Origin of the sequence: Lentzea terrae (genome assembly GCF_003265345.1) — a bacterium.
GTDB classification, from domain to species: Bacteria; Actinomycetota; Actinomycetes; order Mycobacteriales; family Pseudonocardiaceae; genus Lentzea; species Lentzea terrae.
Map to the genome: position 1 here is coordinate 232896 of NZ_QFWW01000004.1, position 15853 is coordinate 248748.

Sequence of the window (15853 nt, forward strand, 5' to 3'; positions counted from 1 at the left end):
GCATGACCGGGCGAGGCGCGTCGATCGACGACGAGCAGGAAGATCACGGTCGTGGCTCCGGGCGATTGCTGTTGGTAGCGGCATTGGCGCTCGCCCTGGTGGCCGCGGCGGTGCTCGTTGCGAGCGACAGCGCCCGCATGCTGCGCCTGGCCGTGGTGGCCGCGCTGTGGGCGGCACTGGTGGGCGCCTTCCTCGCCGCGCGGTACCGCAGACAGGTCACCGAGCGCGACGAAGAGGTGGCCGACCTCCAGTCCGTCTACGAGCTGGAGCTCGAGCGGGAGGTCGCGGCCCGCCGCGAGTACGAGCTCGAGATCGAGTCCGAGACCCGCAAGCGGATCGAGGAGGAGTCGCGCGCGGACATCGAGGCCCTGCGCGCCGACCTGCACGCGTTGCGCGACAACCTCCAGGCGTTGCTGGGCGGCGACGTCCTCGTCGAACGCGTGGCCCTGCGCGCCGAGTCGACCCGCCTGCGCTCCCTCGCCTCCGATGCCGCGCGCCTGGCCTCGTTGCCCGAGAACCGCGTCATCAACGCCAAGCCCGCGATCACGGCTTCGGTCTCCTCCTCGATGGAGAAGCCGTCCGAACGCACCGAACTGATCGAGCGCGTGGCCCACGAGGCCAAGGTGCAGCCACCGCGCCGTGAGCAGGCCCGCCCCGAACCCGCGCGCCCGGAGCCGACCAGGACCTCGCCCCGCCCGCAGCCGGCCGTGGTGCGCCGCGAGCCGGTGAAGGCCGCGAAGCAGGAGCCGGCTCGCCCGCAGCGCCCGGCTGCCGGCGGCGTGGCGGCCCGGCTGGGCGGAACCCCTCCTCAGGTGGCGCAGCCCCAGACCGTGAAGGCGCCACCCGCCAAACCTCAGCCCGCGCAGGCGCAGGCGCACCGAACCGAACGCGTGCCCCGGCCGCAGCCCCAGATCCGCACAGAGGCGCTGTCCCGCCCGGCAGAGCAACCGAAGGCCCCCACCGCGGTCGCCAAGGCCGTCGAGACCCCCAAGCCGACGCCTCGATCCCGCGTGGCCGAGCGCACCGAAATGATCAACCCGAAGGCCCTGGCCGCCGAGACGCGATCCCAAGCCGGCGGCGGTCGCCGCCGCGCCGACGACCGCGCGGCCGACCAGGACAGCGGCTCGTGGGAAACCTTGAAACCGTCGAGCGGCGGCTCCAGCTCGTCTTCGTCCTCGTCTTCGTCCGGCGGCCGTCGTCGAGCCGAGGACACGCCTTCCCGCCCGCCAGAGGACTCCCTGGTCTCGCTCCCACCGTCCGGCCGCAGGTCCGCCGACCAGTCCTCGGCCAGGCTGCCAGTCGTGCCCACGGGCCGCCGCGCCGCCGCAGACGACGCCCCGGTCTCCGGCCGTCGCGTGGCCGAGGACTCGTCGACGCGCCTGCCAGCGGTCTCCACGGGCCGCCGTGCCGCGCCAGAAGACCCGTCGGGTGCGCACGCGGACGGCAAGTCCGTGAGCGAGCTGCTGGCGTCTCTCGGCGGTGGCGATGCGCCTCGTCGTCGGCGTCGGCGCGACGACTAGCCAGACGTCGGCGCGCCTGTGGTCTTCGCGCCACCGTTGGGCCGCGCCGAGGGCTCTGTTGGGGTGTGTGACGGCAGGCCAGATGTCGAGGTGCCTGCCTGTGGTCTTCACGGTTGTCGGGCTGTGCGGGAGATCCGTTGGGTGTGTGACGGCAGGCCGGAATCGGGGTGCCTGCCTGTCGGGCTGCGCCGAAGCACCCGTCGAGTGCGCGGCGACCAGTTACTTGTCGATGTCCCCGACGATCACGGCGAACGAGCTCAGCACGGCCGGCAGGTCGTCGACCTTGGTACCGGGCAGCAGCGCCGAAAGCGCCTGAACGTTGTTGAACGACGGCGTGCGCAGCTTGAGCCGCCACGGCGTCTTCTCGCCGCGCGACGACAGGTGCACGCCCGACGTCCCGAGCGGCGCCTCAACGCGCGTGTAGACCGAGCCTTCTGGTGCCTTGATGGCCTTGGGCAGCCGAAGGTTCACCGGCCCCGACGGCAGCTGGTCGAGGCATTGCCTCGCCAACGCGACAGACAGCCGCGCCTCGTCCAGAAGGTTCCGCACGCGCGCGGCGGCGTCACCCTCGGTCCGTACGACCGGAGCAAAGTCCAACGACCTGTACGCGGGCAACGGGTCGTCGCGCCGCAGATCGAAGTCCACCCCGCTGGCGCGCCCGATCGGCCCGGTCACCCCGTACGCCAGCGCATCGGCGTGCGGCAGGACGCCCAGGCCTTCCAGCGCAGCGAAATCGATCGAAAGCCCGTCGACGTCCACAGTGGACAAGAACGCCGCGACCCTGGACGTCCAGCCTGCCGGGACGTCCTCGCGCAGGCCGCCGATCCGGTTGAACATGAAGTGGATCCGGCCGCCGGAAGCCTCCTCCATCAGCGCCTGCACGCCCTCGCGGTACTGCGCGGCCGCACCGCACAACGGGGTCAGGAACACCATGTGCGCCATCAGGCGGTTCAGCTCGCACAGCAGGGCGCGCAGCCACTGGGCGCGGGCCGGGACGTCCATGCCCGTCATGCGTTCGACGGCCAGCGCGACGGCCAGCTCGTTGCAGAAGGCGGACAGCCAGTCGTGGCGGTTGGCGAGCGTCAGGACCTGGCGGTAGTCGCGCACCTCGAACAGCTTCTCGGCGCCGCGGTGCAGGTGGCCGACGAGCGGTTCGGCCGCGGTGATCACCAGGTCTGGCGTGACGGTCAGGCGCAGGCGGTAGGCGCCGTGGGCGGACGGGTGCAGTGGGCCCAGGTCGATCACCCGGTCCACGCCCAGGTACTGGGCACCAGCGCCCACGCCGACGGTGATCTGCTCGCTCACGCCGGCAATCGTGTCACGTCGGCACCGGAGCGGTTCGACGTGGCAGAGCCAGGGCGGCGGCGTTGATCAGGACGCCTGCCAGTGCGAGAAGTGCGCCGAACGACGAGCCGGCCGCGACGGCCGGGACCGGGGAGTCCGTGCCGCCGAACGGGGAGGTGGCCCAGCCGGGATTGACGAGCAGGAGGACGGCCGTGGCCGCTGCGGTGCAGGAGGCGACGGCGCCGGCGACGCGGCCGGCGGTCGAGTCGAGCAGGACGCAGCCGTGCATGGCCAGCGCGGCGGCGACGTAGACGTACCAGGCGGGAAAGCGGTACAGCGAGACGTCTGTGTCGCCGTACCGGGCCCACGGGAGGAGGAGCGCGAGTGCGGTGCAGCAGATTCCGACGCTAAAGGCGATCCACTTGGGCATCGTGTCTTCCTCCCGTGGGTGAGTGATCGGTGAACTACGACGATGCCGTAGCCGCCGCGCCCCCCCCAATCACCGCCTCAGGCCCTCGTGACCGCGAAGAGGAAGCAGCCGTGCGACACGCTGCGCACCTGGAGCGACTCGATCGCAGGATCGTCGAACAACCCCTCGATCACCCGATCGAACGATCCTGGCTCGACGACCGAGCCGTCGTGAATCTGACCCGCAGCGTTGTAGGACCGCAGAATCCGGGGAGCGTTCAACAGCGATGCGGGCAGACGATCCAAGGCAGGCGGGGCAGGGCACTCCACGTGCGTGAAGATCGGCCCGACCTCGGCGTACGGCCCCTTGCCCGCAGCAGGCGAGTACCGGAACAGCCAAACCGGCTCGCCGTCCAGCGACTTCCGCAGACAGCACCGCAACGGCACCCCGGGCTCGGAGTCGCGGTACTCACGACCGGCGTCGGACCAGGCAGCGGACGGCAGAACGTGGTGGATTCGCATGCCGAGAACGATCGTCGTCAGCCAGGAGAAAAGCTGGCGGGATTCGGACGCCAGGGCGGCAACGCCGGCAGCAGGTCCGAGACCGCCACCCCGCGCCCGTGCAACAGCCAGCCAAAAGCACCCAGCCCGGCAGGATCCCGCAGCTCCGCGATCCGCCCGGCCCGAGCAGCCGACTCCAGCCAGTCCCACCCGGAACCGGACACAGCACCGGTCAACCCCAGCGCGGCCAAGGCATCCCGTTGCGACACCAGCACGTACTCCCCACCGGCCGCCGCAGCAGCCGAGTCGAAAGCCACGTGCGCGGTGATGTCGCACGACCCGTCGAACACCGGCGGCACCTGACGTCCACCCCGATACCCGGTCAGCGTGAACCGCCGGGACGACACCAGATGTCCGTAGTCGATCGCCAACGCGGCCCCACGAGAAACCGAGGCAACCGCAGCAGCCCAAGCCGCATCCCGAGGTGCCCCTACCTCAGCCTGCTCGGAAACACCCAGCGAAGGCCACCACCGGGTGATCCACGGATCGGAGGAAGGTCCGCGAACCACCGGACAGGGGATCGAGTCGAGCCACTCGTGCCCGACCAGCAGCCCGACGCACGAAGGCACCGAGGTGGTCCACCGAACCCCAGGCAGCGAAACAGGAGGACCGAGCTCGACCGCCGTCACCCGCAGCCGCGCAGCCAACGATCCGGAAGCCAGCGAACGCACGGCGAACGCCAGCTCACCACCGCCGGCACCCACGTCCACGAAGTCCACGACCGGGGGAAATCCCAGCGCGGCGTCCACCCGCGACAACAGCTCCAGCAAGCCGACGGCGAGCTCCGGCCCCACCAACGGCGACGTGCGAAAATGCGAGGAAGGCTTCTCTCCGCGCGCGAAAAAGCCGGACGGCCCGTAGAGAGCGGCGTGCCAAGCGGCTTCCCAGTCGAACACCGGACAAGTGTGCATCTAAGGTCATTTCCCGTGAACGACGCCGACCTCACGCCGACGCCGACCCGCAAGCGCATCGAGCAGCGCCGCTGGACCGTCCTGTTCCCCGTCGTGGCGCTGATCGCCCTCGCCGCCGCGGGTCTCGTGCTGTTCGCGCTGGGCACCTCGGCCATCGGCATCGAGCCGTTGCTGGTCGGTGCCGCCGCGGCGCTCATCCCGGTCGCGTTCGTGGTGAGCGCGTTCCTGTGGATCGACCGCTGGGAGCCGGAACCGGCGAAGATGCTGCTCTTCGCGTTCGTCTGGGGTGCGTGCGGCGCGACGATCAGTTCGCTCGCGTTCAACCAGACGACCAGGGTGCTCAGCGATCTGCTGGGCCAGGACGGCGCGACGTTCACCGCGGTGGTCGGCGCGCCGATCGTCGAGGAGGCGACCAAGGCCGCGTTCCTGCTGGCCGTCTTCCTCCGGCGCAGGCACGAGTTCGACGGCGTCGTGGACGGCATGGTCTACGCGGGCATCACGGCGGCGGGCTTCGCGTTCACCGAGAACATCTGGTACTTCGGCCGGGTCTTCCTGGAGAACGGGCTCGGCAACATGAGCGGCGGCGTGATCGCGCTGTTCGTGCTGCGCGGGGTGCTGTCGCCGTTCGCGCACCCGCTCTTCACGGCCATGACCGGCATCGGCGTCGGCATCGCGGCGAGCACCAGCAACGCCACGGTCCGGATCCTCGCGCCGATCGGCGGCTACCTGACGGCGGTCGGTCTGCACTCGCTGTGGAACTTCTCCACGACGGTCGGCACCGGCGCGGAGTTCATCAACCTCTACTTCCTGATCATGGTCCCGGTGTTCGCCGGCGCGGTCACGATCGTGGTCTGGCAGCGGCGCCGGGAGCAGCGGATCGTGGCGGGGCAGCTGGCCGCGATGGCGCAGAACAGGTGGATCGCCAACAGCGAGGTGGCGCTGCTGGCCAGCCTCAACGGTCGGCGGAACTGGCTGCGGGCGGTCAAGCGCAAGTCCGGTGAGCCGGCGGTCAAGGCCGTCAAGAGCTACCAGATCGCGGTGACCGAGCTGGCCTTCCTGCGGCACCGCATCGAGCAGGGCACGGCGGGGCAGAGCGCCGAGCACCGCCACGGGGTGCTGCTCGACACGCTGCACGCCGCCAGGGCGGCCGCCCGCCGGTGAGTCCCGTCACCGACCGGCCTCAGGCCAGGATCGGCGGGATTACCCTCGGCGGCGTCGTCTGGTACCCGAACCGGGACTGGAACGTCAGAAGGAGTTAGTCGCATGGACGCGACCCCACGTCCGGCCAGGCTCGCCGTCGGTGTCATCTCGGCAGGCCGGGTCGGTTCGGTGCTCGGCGCCGCGCTGGCCAGGACCGGTCACGTGGTGGTCGGCACGTCCGCCGTCTCCCAGGCCTCCCGCAACCGCGCGGAAGAGCTGCTGCCCGGCGTCCCGATCGAGGACCCGACCGAGGTCGCCCGCCGCGCCGACCTGGTGCTGCTGGCCGTTCCGGACGACGCACTGGAAGGCCTGGTCAAAGGCCTCATCGCCACGGATTCGCTGCGTGCCGGCCAGATCATCGTGCACACCAGTGGCGCTCAGGGCGTCAAAGTCCTCGAACCCGCAGCTCAGCTCGGTGCCCTCACGCTCGCGCTGCACCCCGTCATGACCTTCACCGGCCGCTCGGAGGACCTGCAGCGGATGAGCGCCGCGTGCGTCGGCGTGACGGCGGCCGACGGCGACGAGGTGGCGTGGAGCGTCGGCGAGGCGCTGGTCGTGGAGATGGACGCCGAGCCGATCAGGGTGCCAGAGGCCGTCCGCCCGCTCTACCACGCGGCACTGGCCCACGGCGCGAACCACCTGATCACGCTGGTCCGCGACGCCGCGGACCTGCTCACCAACGCCGGCGTCGCCAACGCCGAACGCCTGCTCGGGCCGTTGCTGTCCGCGGCGCTCGACAACGCGCTGCGCCACGGTGACCGCGCCCTCACCGGTCCGGTCGCCCGCGGCGACACGGGTACCTTGCGCAAGCACCTCGGCGTGCTCGCCGAGCAGGCACCCGAAATCCTGCCCAGCTACCGCGTGCTCGCCCGCCGCACCGCCGGCCGGGCCGAGCACTCCGGGCTGCTCAAGCCCGATGCGGCCGACGACGTTCGCACCACTCTCGAGGACTGACGTGACCAAGCCACTGACCAAGGACGACTACCGCCCGGACGACGTGACGGTGCACCGCGATCCGGTGCGCCTCAACCGGGTCATCAGGGCGCTGCGCAACGCCGGCCGCAACGTCGCGCTGGTGCCCACCATGGGCGCACTGCACGCGGGCCACCGGCAGCTGATCCGCGAGGCCCAGGTCATGCAGAACACGGTGATCGTGGTGTCGATCTTCGTGAACCCGTTGCAGTTCGGGCCGCAGGAAGATCTCGCCAAGTACCCGCGCCAGTTCGAGGCGGATCTGGACGTCTGCCGCGAGGAGCGCGTCGGCATCGTCTTCGCGCCGTCCGTCGAGGACATGTATCCAGAGGGTGCGCAGGTCACCGTGCACCCCGGACCGCTGGGCGACGAGCTGGAGGGCGTGGTTCGCCCCGGCCACTTCGCCGGCGTGCTGACCGTGGTGTCGAAGCTGTTCAACATCGTGCAGCCCACGTACGCGGTGTTCGGGCAGAAGGACTACCAGCAGCTGCAGCTGATCCACAAGATGGCGCGGGACCTCAACTTCCCGCTCGACGTCGTCGGCGTGCCGACCGTCCGCGAGCACGACGGCCTGGCCCTGTCCTCGCGCAACGCCTACCTGAGCCAGGAGGAGCGCCAGCACGCCGTCACGCTGTCGGCCGCGCTCACCGCCGGTGCCCACGTGTCCGCACAGGGCGCCGACGCGGTGCTCAAGGCCGCGCACGACGTGCTGGCGCAGACGCCCGAGGTCGAGCTCGACTACCTGGAGCTGCGCGGGCCCGACCTCGGTCCCGCACCGGAGAACGGCGACGCCCGGCTGCTCGTGGCCGCCCGCGTCGGTGCCACCCGACTGATCGACAACATCGCGGTGTTGCTCGGCGAAGGCGACGAGTAGGGGGAATGACATGTTCCGCACGATGCTGAAGTCCAAGATCCACCGGGCCACCGTGACGCAGGCCGACCTGCACTACGTCGGCTCGGTCACGGTGGACGAGGACCTGATGGAGGCCGCCGACCTGCTGGCGGGCGAGCAGGTCGCCATCGTCGACGTCACCAACGGCGCGCGGCTCGAGACCTACGTCATCCCCGGCGAGCGTGGCACCGGTGTGCTGGGCATCAACGGCGCGGCGGCGCACCTCGTGCACCCCGGCGACATCGTCATCCTCATCGCGTACGGGCAGATGGACGACGCCGAGTCCCGCACCTACCAGCCGCGGGTCGTCTTCGTGGACGCCGACAACAAGGTCGTCGACCTCGGTGCCGACCCCGCGCACGCACCGGAGGGTTCGGGTCTGGTGAACGGCTCCACGAGCGCGCCCTCTTCTGAAACCGTTGAGGCGACCGCGCTCGACGCGCTGATCCAAGCCGAGAACTGAGGAATCGCACCGTGCTGCTCGCCATCGACGTCGGCAACACCAACATCGTGCTCGGTCTCTACGACGGGGTCGGCGACACGGCCCCGCTCGTGCGCGACTGGCGCATGCGCACCGACGCCAGGATGACCGCCGACGAGCTCGCGCTGACCATGCGCGGCCTGCTCGGCGAGTACGCCGACAAGATCACCGGCATCTCCGCGCTGTCCACCGTGCCCGCGGTGCTGCGCGAACTGCGGGTGATGCTCGGGCGCTACTACGACGCGGTGCCGAAGATCCTGGTGGAGCCGGGCGTGAAGACCGGCGTGCCGCTGCTCGTCGACAACCCGAAGGAGGTGGGCTCGGACCGCGTGATCAACACGCTGGCCGCGCACCACCTGTACTCGACCTCGTGCATCGTGGTCGACTTCGGCACGTCCACGAACCTCGACGTGATCTCTTCGCGCGGCGAGTTCCTCGGCGGCGCGCTGGCGCCCGGCATCGAGATCTCGGTCGACGCGCTGGCCGCCCGTGCCGCCCAGCTGCGCAAGGTCGAGCTGGTCAGGCCGCGCAACGTGATCGGCAAGAACACCGTGGAGTGCCTGCAGTCCGGCATCGTCTGGGGATTCGTCGGCCAGGTCGACGGGCTGGTGCGCAAGATCACCGAAGAGCTCCAGCAGACCGATCCCGGTCCCGTGACCGTGATCGCCACGGGTGGTCTCGCCCCGCTGGTCGTGGCGGAGTCCGCGGAGATCGCGCACCACGTGCCCGACCTCACCCTGCTGGGGTTGCGGCTCGTGTTCGAGCGCAACATGTCTACTCGCTGACGCGCACCATCCGGAAGACCTGCGCGCGCAGGGGGACGTCGAACGGCCGGTCCGACGTCCCCCTGCGGGCGCGGAGGAACGCGAGCATCTTCTCGGTGAGCGCGGCCCGCTCCTCGTCGTCGATGACGAGCATGCGCGAGTGCGTGTTGACCCAGGCGACGACCGCTTCCGGTGAGTCCCGGTGGTGCACGTGCGGGAACACGGCTTGCTCGACCGGTCCGAACGACGGGTGCGTCATGATCTCCGTCGGGTTCTGCCGCTGCGACTCGACGCTGGACGCCGCCACCCGCTCGAACTCGGCGAGCCACTCGACGTCCGGGTCCGGTTCGGCCCACATCGCCGCCAGCACACCACCGGGCCGCAGCACGCGGGCGATCTCCGGCAGTGCTTTCTCCTGGTCGAACCAGTGGAACGCGGTGCCGACGAACACGGCGTCGACCGACTCGTCGCGCACGGGGATGTGCTCGGCGTGGCCCGGCAACGCGCGCACATCGTGAACGCGGCGCACCAGCTCGGACAACATCTGCTCGTTGGGCTCCACCGCTGTCACCCGGTGGCCTTCCTCGACCAGCCCCGCGGTCAGCTTGCCGGTGCCGGCGGCGAGGTCGAGCACTTCTAACCGCTCTGAGCTGCCCAGAGGCTCCAGTGCCCACCGGATCGCCGCCACGGGGTAGTCAGGCCGGTGTTCGGCGTAGGCCTCCGCCTGCGCGCCGAACGAGTCCGCGCGCCTCGCGTGTAGATCCATCACCCCAACCTAGTTCGTGGCCACTTGTCCGGAATGGTCTGGTGCGGATCTTCGCGACGATGGAGGAACCGGTTCGCACGTCTGCCGTAGTGCTCGCGGCGCTCGAATCCGTGATCACCTGGTGAAACGGGTATCCGGTTCGCTTTGCCGAAACGTGGAACCGTACCCTTCTCGGCGTGAGTGAGCAGCCGAAGCAAAACCTCGTGACCAGCGAAGAAGACCTGCCAGAGCAGATGCGCGTGCGCCGGGAGAAGCGTGCGCGGCTGCTCGCTTCCGGCAAGGAGCCGTATCCCGTCGAAGTCGAGCGCACGCACACGTTGCGCGAGATTCGCGACGCCCATCCCGAACTCGAACCCGACACGCAGACCGGTCAGCTGGTCGGCGTGACCGGGCGCGTGATGTTCATGCGCAACACCGGAAAGCTGTGCTTCGCGACGTTGCGCGAAGGCGACGGCACCGAACTGCAGGCGATGCTGAGCCTCGCGGGTGTCGGTGAGGAAGCACTTTCCGAGTGGAAGACCGACGTCGACCTCGGCGACCACGTTTTCATCCACGGCGAGGTCATCAGCTCGCGCCGCGGCGAGCTTTCCGTGATGGCCGACGCGTGGCAGCTCACGTCGAAGTCGTTGCGCCCGTTGCCGGTCGCGCACAAGGAACTCGGCGAGGAAACCCGCATTCGCCAGCGTTACGTCGACCTGATCCTGCGGCCGTTGGCGCGCGACACCGTTCGGACCCGCGCGAACGTCGTTCGTTCTCTGCGCGAGTCGTTCCACCGGCGCGGATTCCTCGAAGTCGAGACGCCGATGTTGCAGACGCTGCAGGGTGGTGCGTCCGCGCGTCCGTTCATCACGCACTCGAACGCCCTCGACATCGACCTGTTCCTGCGCATCGCGCCGGAGCTGTACTTGAAGCGCTGCGTCGTCGGTGGCATCGAGAAGGTCTTCGAGATCAACCGGAACTTCCGCAACGAGGGCGTGGACTCGTCGCATTCGCCCGAGTTTTCGATGCTCGAGTACTACGAGGCCTACGCCACGTACGACACGAACGCGAAGCTGACTCGCGAGCTCATCCAGGAAGCCGCGGAAGCGGTGACGGGATCTCAGGTCGTCACGTTGGCGGACGGCAGCGAGTACGACCTCTCGGGTGAATGGACGACGATCAGCATCTACGAGTCGTTGTCCGGAGCCGTCGGTGAGGAAATCACCCCCGAGACGCCGGCCGAGGTGCTGCGCAAGCTCTGCGACCGGCACGAACTCGAGGTCAACCCGAAGTTCGGGCACGGCAAGCTGGTCGAGGAGCTGTGGGAGCACCTGGTGTGCGACTCGCTCTACCTGCCCACCTTCGTGCGCGACTACCCGGTGGAGACGTCGCCGCTGACCAGGCAGCACCGCACCAAGCCGGGTGTCGCCGAAAAGTGGGATCTCTACGTCCGCGGATTCGAACTCGGAACCGGTTACTCCGAACTGGTGGACCCGGTGATCGAGCGGGAACGGCTGGAAGCGCAGGCCCGTCTTGCCGCGGCCGGTGACAACGAGGCCATGCCCGTCGATGAAGACTTTCTGCGATCACTGGAGTACGGAATGCCACCGAGTGGTGGTGTCGGAATGGGTATCGATCGGCTGCTGATGGCCCTCACCGGTCTGGGTATCCGGGAGACCATCTTGTTCCCGCTCGTTCGCCCTGAATGAGTAACTTTCCGGATGTCGATAGGTGCAATGCGGCACCTGTGCGCTAACCTGCCTCGCAGAAGGCTTTAGTTGGCGACGCGGGTGCACCGCGCATTCGATGTCCAGGAGGATACGCATGGCGCAGAAGGTCACCGTGACCCTCGTCGACGACCTGGACGGCTCCACTGCGGAGGAGACCGTCGAGTTCGGGCTGGATGGTGTCAGCTACACGATCGACCTTTCCTCGGGCAATGCGGGCAAACTGCGGGACGCTCTTGCCGACTTCGTCGGTAGTGCACGTCGCGCGGGTGGTCGGAAGCGTGTTGGTCCAGGTCGTCCGGCTGGTGTGAAGGCACGCCCTGCATCAGCGGATCGTGAGCAGAACCAGGCCATTCGAGAGTGGGCTCGCAAGCAGGGCATGAAGGTGTCGGATCGCGGCCGCATCCCGGCCGAGGTGCTCGACGCGTACCACCAGCAGGGCTGAAATTCGGCAAATCACGAAGGGGTTCCGGGACGATTCCCGGAACCCCTTCGTGTTATTTAGGTGACTGTTCAACTACGCACTGGATCGACACCGAATCCCTTGGCGAGGTCGTCGAGCATCGCGTGTGCGCCCTGAAGACTGACCGATGAGACCCAAACGACATCGGAGATGTCCTGCTTCTGACCTTTTAGTTGACCCCACAACGGGTTGGCCGAATATTGTTGCTTGATCTTCTCCGTTTCGCCCTTCGGGTCGGTCCAGGCGGAGACGAAGATCCGCTCGGCGTCGAGCGACGAGATCTGCTCCTGGCTGAGGTCGACCGCGATCTTCTCCGAGGTCGGCTGCCCCTGCGGGCGAGCGAGGCCGGCGTCGGCGAACAGGACACCGCCGGGGAACGACTTCTCCGTGTAGAGCCGCACGGTCTGCTCGCCGCCGACGAACCGGGCCAGCGAGATCGACGGGTTGTGGCCGACCTTGGCGCGCACGGCGTCGCCGACCTTCTTCGCCCGCGTCTCGTAGGCGGCGATCTTCTGGTTCGCCAGCTCCTCCTTGCCCAGGGCCTTGCCGAGCAGGCGGATGTTGTCCTTCCAGGTCGGCCCGGTCGTCACGCTGAACACCGTGGGGCCGATCTTGGACAGCTTGTCGTAGATCGCCTCGTGCCTGACCTTCGCGGAGACGATCAGGTCAGGGCCGATGGTGGCGAGCTCCTCGAGGTTCGGGTTCGCCAGCTCGCCGACCGCCTTGGCGTTCTTCGCGTACTTCGCCCCGTCCGCCGCCAGGTAGTCGGGCAGGCCGTCGGTGCGGTAGCGGGTGTACGCGACGACCTCGGTCTCCAGCGCGAGCGCGGCGTCCACGTAGCTGCTGTCGAGCGCGGCGACCTTCACCGGCCGTTGCTTGATCTCGGTCTTGCCCATCGCGTGCTCGATCGTCACCGGCGTCCAGGCCTGGTCGGCAGGCGTGCTCGGACTCGACGTGGTCGCCTGACCACAAGCCGTGAGCGCGAGTAGCGCCACACTGATCAGACCAGCTCTTCGCATCGGTGACTCCTGAGATTCGGTTAGGCTTACCTGTCTTTCGCGGAGCATATGTCGGGCATTTGGAGGGTGGGCGTTGGGCCGTAAGTCGTTGGTCGGCCTGCTCTTCCTGCTGATCGTGCTGGTCGCCGTGGCGTTGGCGAGCATCGCGATCGGCTCGAAGGAGATCCCGCTGTCCGGGGTGTGGCACGGCCTCTTCGCGCCGACCGGCGTCGAGGACGACGTGGTGATCCGCGAGCTGCGCATCCCGCGGACGTTGCTCGGCATCGTCGTGGGCATCGCGCTGGGCGTCGGCGGCGCCCTCATGCAGGGCCACACGCGCAACCCGCTGGCCGACCCCGGCATCCTCGGCGTCACGCACGGCGCCGCGCTCGCCGTCGTTCTCTCGATCTTCCTGCTCGGCGTCTCGTCGCTGGTCGGCTACATCTGGTTCGCCTTCGCCGGCGCGCTGATCGCGAGCGTGGTGGTGTTCCTGCTCGGCTCGGCCGGCAGAGGCGGGCCGTCACCGGTGACGCTGGCGCTGGCCGGTGCCGCGGTCTCCGCGCTGATGCACGGTCTGGTGTCGGCGATCGTGCTGCTCGACCAGCAGTCGCTCGACGCGTTCCGGTTCTGGCAGGTCGGCGCGATCGCCGGCCGCGACCTGTCCGTGCTGAACCAGGTGCTGCCGTTCCTCGTCGTCGGGCTCGTCGTGGCGGCGTTCAACGCACCGGGGCTCAACGCATTGTCGCTGGGCGAGGACGTCGCCAAGTCGCTCGGCGTGCGCGTCGGGATGACCCGGTCGTTGGGCATCTTCGCCATCACGCTGCTGGTGGGCGGTGCCGTCGCCGCGTGCGGGCCGATCGGGTTCATCGGCCTGGTGGTGCCGCACGTGGCGCGCGCGTTCACCGGCCCGGACTACCGCTTGCTGCTGCCGTTCTCCGCGCTGGTGGGCGCGATCCTGCTGCTGCTCGCCGACATCCTCGGCAGGGTGGTGGCCCGTCCGTCCGAAGTGGAGGTCGGCGTGATGCTGGCGCTGCTCGGCGCGCCGTTCTTCATCTTCCTGGTGCGCCGCAGGAAGCTGGTGAAGATTTGACTGCGCTGAGGGTGGGGGCGGCGTCTTTTAGGATGCGCCGTCGGCCGTTGACGGTCGCGGCGGTCGCGTTGGTGCTGCTGGCCGTCGTGCTGGTCGTGGACATCATGATCGGCGACTTCCCGCTGACCGCGGCGCAGGTGGTCGACACCCTGTTCGGTGGCGGCACCCGGCGCGACCAGTTCGTGGTGACGGAGCTGCGGCTGCCGCGTGCGCTGACCGGGCTGCTGGTCGGTGGCGCTCTCGGGCTCTCCGGGGCGATCTTCCAGGCGATCGTGCGGAACCCGTTGGCCTCGCCGGACATCCTGGGCGTGACCTGGGGAGCCGGCGCCGGTGCGGTGTCCGTGATCACCTTCGCCGGCTCGCTGGGCGTGGTGACCGGCAGCGCGGCCTCGGTCGGGCTGCCGCTGGCCGGGCTCGCCGGTGGGCTGGTGGCCGGGCTGCTGGTCTACGCGCTGGCCTGGCGGCAGGGCATCGAGGGCTTCCGGATGGTGCTGATCGGCATCGGCATCACCGCGGTGGCCGGCAACTTCACGCACTACCTGCTGACGGTCGGCGACGTGCAGGACGCCGGACGGGCGATGGTGTGGCTCACCGGGTCGCTGAACGGGCGCGGGTGGGAACACGTTGTGCCCGTTGCGCTCGCGCTCACCGTGCTGATTCCGGTGGCGTTGATCGGCGGGCACGTCCTCGGCGCGCTGCAGTTCGGCGACGAGACCTCGCGCGGGCTGGGGGTGCGGGTCAACCTGGCGCGGTCGTTCCTGATCATCGTGGCGATCGTGCTGGCGTCCGTGGCCACCGCCGCCGCCGGGCCGATCGCGTTCGTCGCGCTGGCCACGCCGCAGATCGCGTTGCGGCTGGCCGGGACCGCGCAGCCGCCGTTGTTCGGGTCGGTGCTGCTCGGCGGCGTGCTGGTGATGTTGTCGGATCTCGTCGCCAGGACGATCTACCGCATCGAGCTGCCGGTCGGTGTCGTCACCGCCGTGCTCGGTGCGCCTTATCTGATGTACCTGCTGGTTCGGAGTCGCCGGGAGGCGCGGGTATGAGTGTGCGTCTTGAGGCTTCGTCGTTGTGCGTCGGCTACGGCGAGCGGCTGGTGGTCGACACGCTCGACCTGTCGATCGTCGGCGGGACGGTCACCGCGGTGATCGGGCCCAACGGGTGCGGGAAGTCGACGCTGCTGCGGGCGCTGGGGCGGTTGCTGCCGGCCAGGTCCGGTGCGGTGCTGCTGGACGGCAAGCAGATCGACCGGATGTCCACCCGTGAGGTGGCGCGGGTGCTGGGACTGCTGCCGCAGGCGCCGTCTGCTCCGGAGGGCCTGACGGTGGCCGACCTCGTTGCGCGAGGCCGGCATCCGCACCAGTCCTGGTACCGGCAGTGGTCGTCGGACGACGCGGCCGCCGTCGACGCCGCGTTGGCGATGACCGGGATCTCGGACCTGGCCGAGCGGACCGTGGACGAGCTGTCCGGTGGGCAGCGGCAGCGGGCGTGGATCTCCATGGCGCTGGCCCAGGGCACGGACCTGTTGCTGCTGGACGAGCCCACGACCTACCTGGACCTCGCGCACCAGATCGACGTCCTGGACCTGGTGCAGGAGCTGCACGCGTCCATGGGACGCACGGTGGTGATGGTGCTGCACGACCTGAACCTGGCTGCGCGGTACGCGGACAACATCGTGGCCATGCGCGATGGGCGGATCGTGGCTCAGGGCGCGCCCGCCGCGGTGCTGACCGAGTCGTTGTTGCTCGACGTGTTCGGGCTGGACGCTCGGGTGGTCGAGGATCCGGTGGCCGGGACGCCCCTCGTCGTGCCGGTCGGGTCGCGGCACCGGGCCTAGGTT

Annotated in this window: 17 protein-coding genes; 11 read left to right on the forward strand and 6 right to left on the reverse strand. The window is 69.4% G+C overall.

The features are described from left to right. The first annotated feature begins 2 nt into the window (after positions 1-2). The gene (locus DI276_RS07950) at positions 3-1520 is read left to right on the forward strand and encodes a DUF6779 domain-containing protein (RefSeq protein ID WP_112262620.1); all 1518 of its coding nucleotides are present in this window, start codon (positions 3-5) and stop codon (positions 1518-1520) included. 219 nt (positions 1521-1739) lie between these two features. On the opposite strand, the gene DI276_RS07955 is transcribed toward DI276_RS07950, so the two are convergent. From DI276_RS07955 to DI276_RS07970, 4 genes are all read right to left on the reverse strand, one after another. Further along, complete coding sequence (locus tag DI276_RS07955; protein WP_198680509.1) at positions 1740-2825, reverse strand: NADH-quinone oxidoreductase subunit D; 1086 nt, start codon at positions 2823-2825, stop codon at positions 1740-1742. 13 nt (positions 2826-2838) lie between these two features. Next, positions 2839-3234: a hypothetical protein gene (locus tag DI276_RS07960; protein ID WP_112262622.1), complete on the reverse strand. Its 396-nt coding sequence runs from the start codon at positions 3232-3234 to the stop codon at positions 2839-2841. 77 nt (positions 3235-3311) lie between these two features. Next, the gene (locus tag DI276_RS07965; RefSeq protein WP_112262623.1) at positions 3312-3734 is read right to left on the reverse strand and encodes a DUF1203 domain-containing protein; all 423 of its coding nucleotides are present in this window, start codon (positions 3732-3734) and stop codon (positions 3312-3314) included. 17 nt (positions 3735-3751) lie between these two features. After that, complete coding sequence (locus DI276_RS07970; protein WP_198680510.1) at positions 3752-4669, reverse strand: SAM-dependent methyltransferase; 918 nt, start codon at positions 4667-4669, stop codon at positions 3752-3754. Positions 4670-4699: 30 nt separating this feature from the next. Between DI276_RS07970 and DI276_RS07975 the strand changes: the two genes are divergently transcribed. The 5 genes from DI276_RS07975 to DI276_RS07995 all read left to right on the forward strand — a co-directional run bounded on the left by DI276_RS07975 (position 4700) and on the right by DI276_RS07995 (position 9014). Beyond that, entirely contained in the window at positions 4700-5845 is a 1146-nt protein-coding gene (locus DI276_RS07975; protein WP_232836516.1) for a PrsW family intramembrane metalloprotease, read from the forward strand. 102 nt (positions 5846-5947) lie between these two features. Then, entirely contained in the window at positions 5948-6838 is an 891-nt protein-coding gene (locus tag DI276_RS07980; RefSeq protein WP_112262625.1) for a Rossmann-like and DUF2520 domain-containing protein, read from the forward strand. Position 6839: 1 nt separating this feature from the next. After that, positions 6840-7730: a pantoate--beta-alanine ligase gene (gene panC / locus DI276_RS07985; protein ID WP_232836517.1), complete on the forward strand. Its 891-nt coding sequence runs from the start codon at positions 6840-6842 to the stop codon at positions 7728-7730. 10 nt (positions 7731-7740) lie between these two features. After that, positions 7741-8211 (forward strand): aspartate 1-decarboxylase, encoded by a 471-nt coding sequence (gene panD / locus DI276_RS07990; RefSeq protein WP_112262627.1) that lies wholly within the window; start codon positions 7741-7743, stop codon positions 8209-8211. Between the two features lie 11 nt (positions 8212-8222). Beyond that, complete coding sequence (locus DI276_RS07995) at positions 8223-9014, forward strand: type III pantothenate kinase (protein WP_112262628.1); 792 nt, start codon at positions 8223-8225, stop codon at positions 9012-9014. On the opposite strand, the gene DI276_RS08000 is transcribed toward DI276_RS07995, so the two are convergent. After that, entirely contained in the window at positions 9004-9759 is a 756-nt protein-coding gene (locus DI276_RS08000) for a class I SAM-dependent methyltransferase (RefSeq protein ID WP_112262629.1), read from the reverse strand. The genes DI276_RS07995 and DI276_RS08000 overlap by 11 nt on opposite strands. Before the next feature lie 233 nt (positions 9760-9992). On the opposite strand from DI276_RS08000, the gene lysS reads away from it, so the two are divergent. Together lysS and DI276_RS08010 are read left to right on the forward strand one after the other, a co-directional pair. Then, entirely contained in the window at positions 9993-11447 is a 1455-nt protein-coding gene (gene lysS / locus DI276_RS08005) for a lysine--tRNA ligase (RefSeq protein ID WP_112262762.1), read from the forward strand. Between the two features lie 115 nt (positions 11448-11562). Then, the gene (locus DI276_RS08010; RefSeq protein WP_030471050.1) at positions 11563-11910 is read left to right on the forward strand and encodes a histone-like nucleoid-structuring protein Lsr2; all 348 of its coding nucleotides are present in this window, start codon (positions 11563-11565) and stop codon (positions 11908-11910) included. A 68-nt stretch (positions 11911-11978) separates the two neighbouring features. On the opposite strand, the gene DI276_RS08015 is transcribed toward DI276_RS08010, so the two are convergent. Continuing rightward, complete coding sequence (locus tag DI276_RS08015; protein WP_112262630.1) at positions 11979-12947, reverse strand: ABC transporter substrate-binding protein; 969 nt, start codon at positions 12945-12947, stop codon at positions 11979-11981. Positions 12948-13020: 73 nt separating this feature from the next. Between DI276_RS08015 and DI276_RS08020 the strand changes: the two genes are divergently transcribed. From DI276_RS08020 to DI276_RS08030, 3 genes are read left to right on the forward strand one after another with little or no spacing between them, the layout of a single operon-like run. Further along, complete coding sequence (locus tag DI276_RS08020) at positions 13021-14016, forward strand: FecCD family ABC transporter permease (RefSeq protein ID WP_232836518.1); 996 nt, start codon at positions 13021-13023, stop codon at positions 14014-14016. Between the two features lie 47 nt (positions 14017-14063). Further along, the gene (locus tag DI276_RS08025) at positions 14064-15059 is read left to right on the forward strand and encodes a FecCD family ABC transporter permease (RefSeq protein WP_232836519.1); all 996 of its coding nucleotides are present in this window, start codon (positions 14064-14066) and stop codon (positions 15057-15059) included. Continuing rightward, positions 15056-15850 (forward strand): ABC transporter ATP-binding protein, encoded by a 795-nt coding sequence (locus DI276_RS08030; protein ID WP_112262633.1) that lies wholly within the window; start codon positions 15056-15058, stop codon positions 15848-15850. Before DI276_RS08025 ends, DI276_RS08030 begins: the two co-directional genes overlap by 4 nt. Positions 15851-15853 lie beyond the last annotated feature (3 nt).

What these genes read in the sequence shown, in the direction of transcription:
- DI276_RS08000 (WP_112262629.1), bottom strand. Translation starts at nt 9,759, where the DNA reads ATGGATCTACACGCGAGGCGCGCGGACTCGTTCGGCGCGCAGGCGGAG.
- DI276_RS07960 (WP_112262622.1), bottom strand. Translation starts at nt 3,234, where the DNA reads ATGCCCAAGTGGATCGCCTTTAGCGTCGGAATCTGCTGCACCGCACTC.
- DI276_RS07950 (WP_112262620.1), top strand. Translation starts at nt 3, where the DNA reads ATGACCGGGCGAGGCGCGTCGATCGACGACGAGCAGGAAGATCACGGT.
- DI276_RS08015 (WP_112262630.1), bottom strand. Translation starts at nt 12,947, where the DNA reads ATGCGAAGAGCTGGTCTGATCAGTGTGGCGCTACTCGCGCTCACGGCT.
- DI276_RS08030 (WP_112262633.1), top strand. Translation starts at nt 15,056, where the DNA reads ATGAGTGTGCGTCTTGAGGCTTCGTCGTTGTGCGTCGGCTACGGCGAG.
- DI276_RS07980 (WP_112262625.1), top strand. Translation starts at nt 5,948, where the DNA reads ATGGACGCGACCCCACGTCCGGCCAGGCTCGCCGTCGGTGTCATCTCG.
- DI276_RS07965 (WP_112262623.1), bottom strand. Translation starts at nt 3,734, where the DNA reads ATGCGAATCCACCACGTTCTGCCGTCCGCTGCCTGGTCCGACGCCGGT.
- lysS (WP_112262762.1), top strand. Translation starts at nt 9,993, where the DNA reads ATGCGCGTGCGCCGGGAGAAGCGTGCGCGGCTGCTCGCTTCCGGCAAG.
- panD (WP_112262627.1), top strand. Translation starts at nt 7,741, where the DNA reads ATGTTCCGCACGATGCTGAAGTCCAAGATCCACCGGGCCACCGTGACG.
- DI276_RS08010 (WP_030471050.1), top strand. Translation starts at nt 11,563, where the DNA reads ATGGCGCAGAAGGTCACCGTGACCCTCGTCGACGACCTGGACGGCTCC.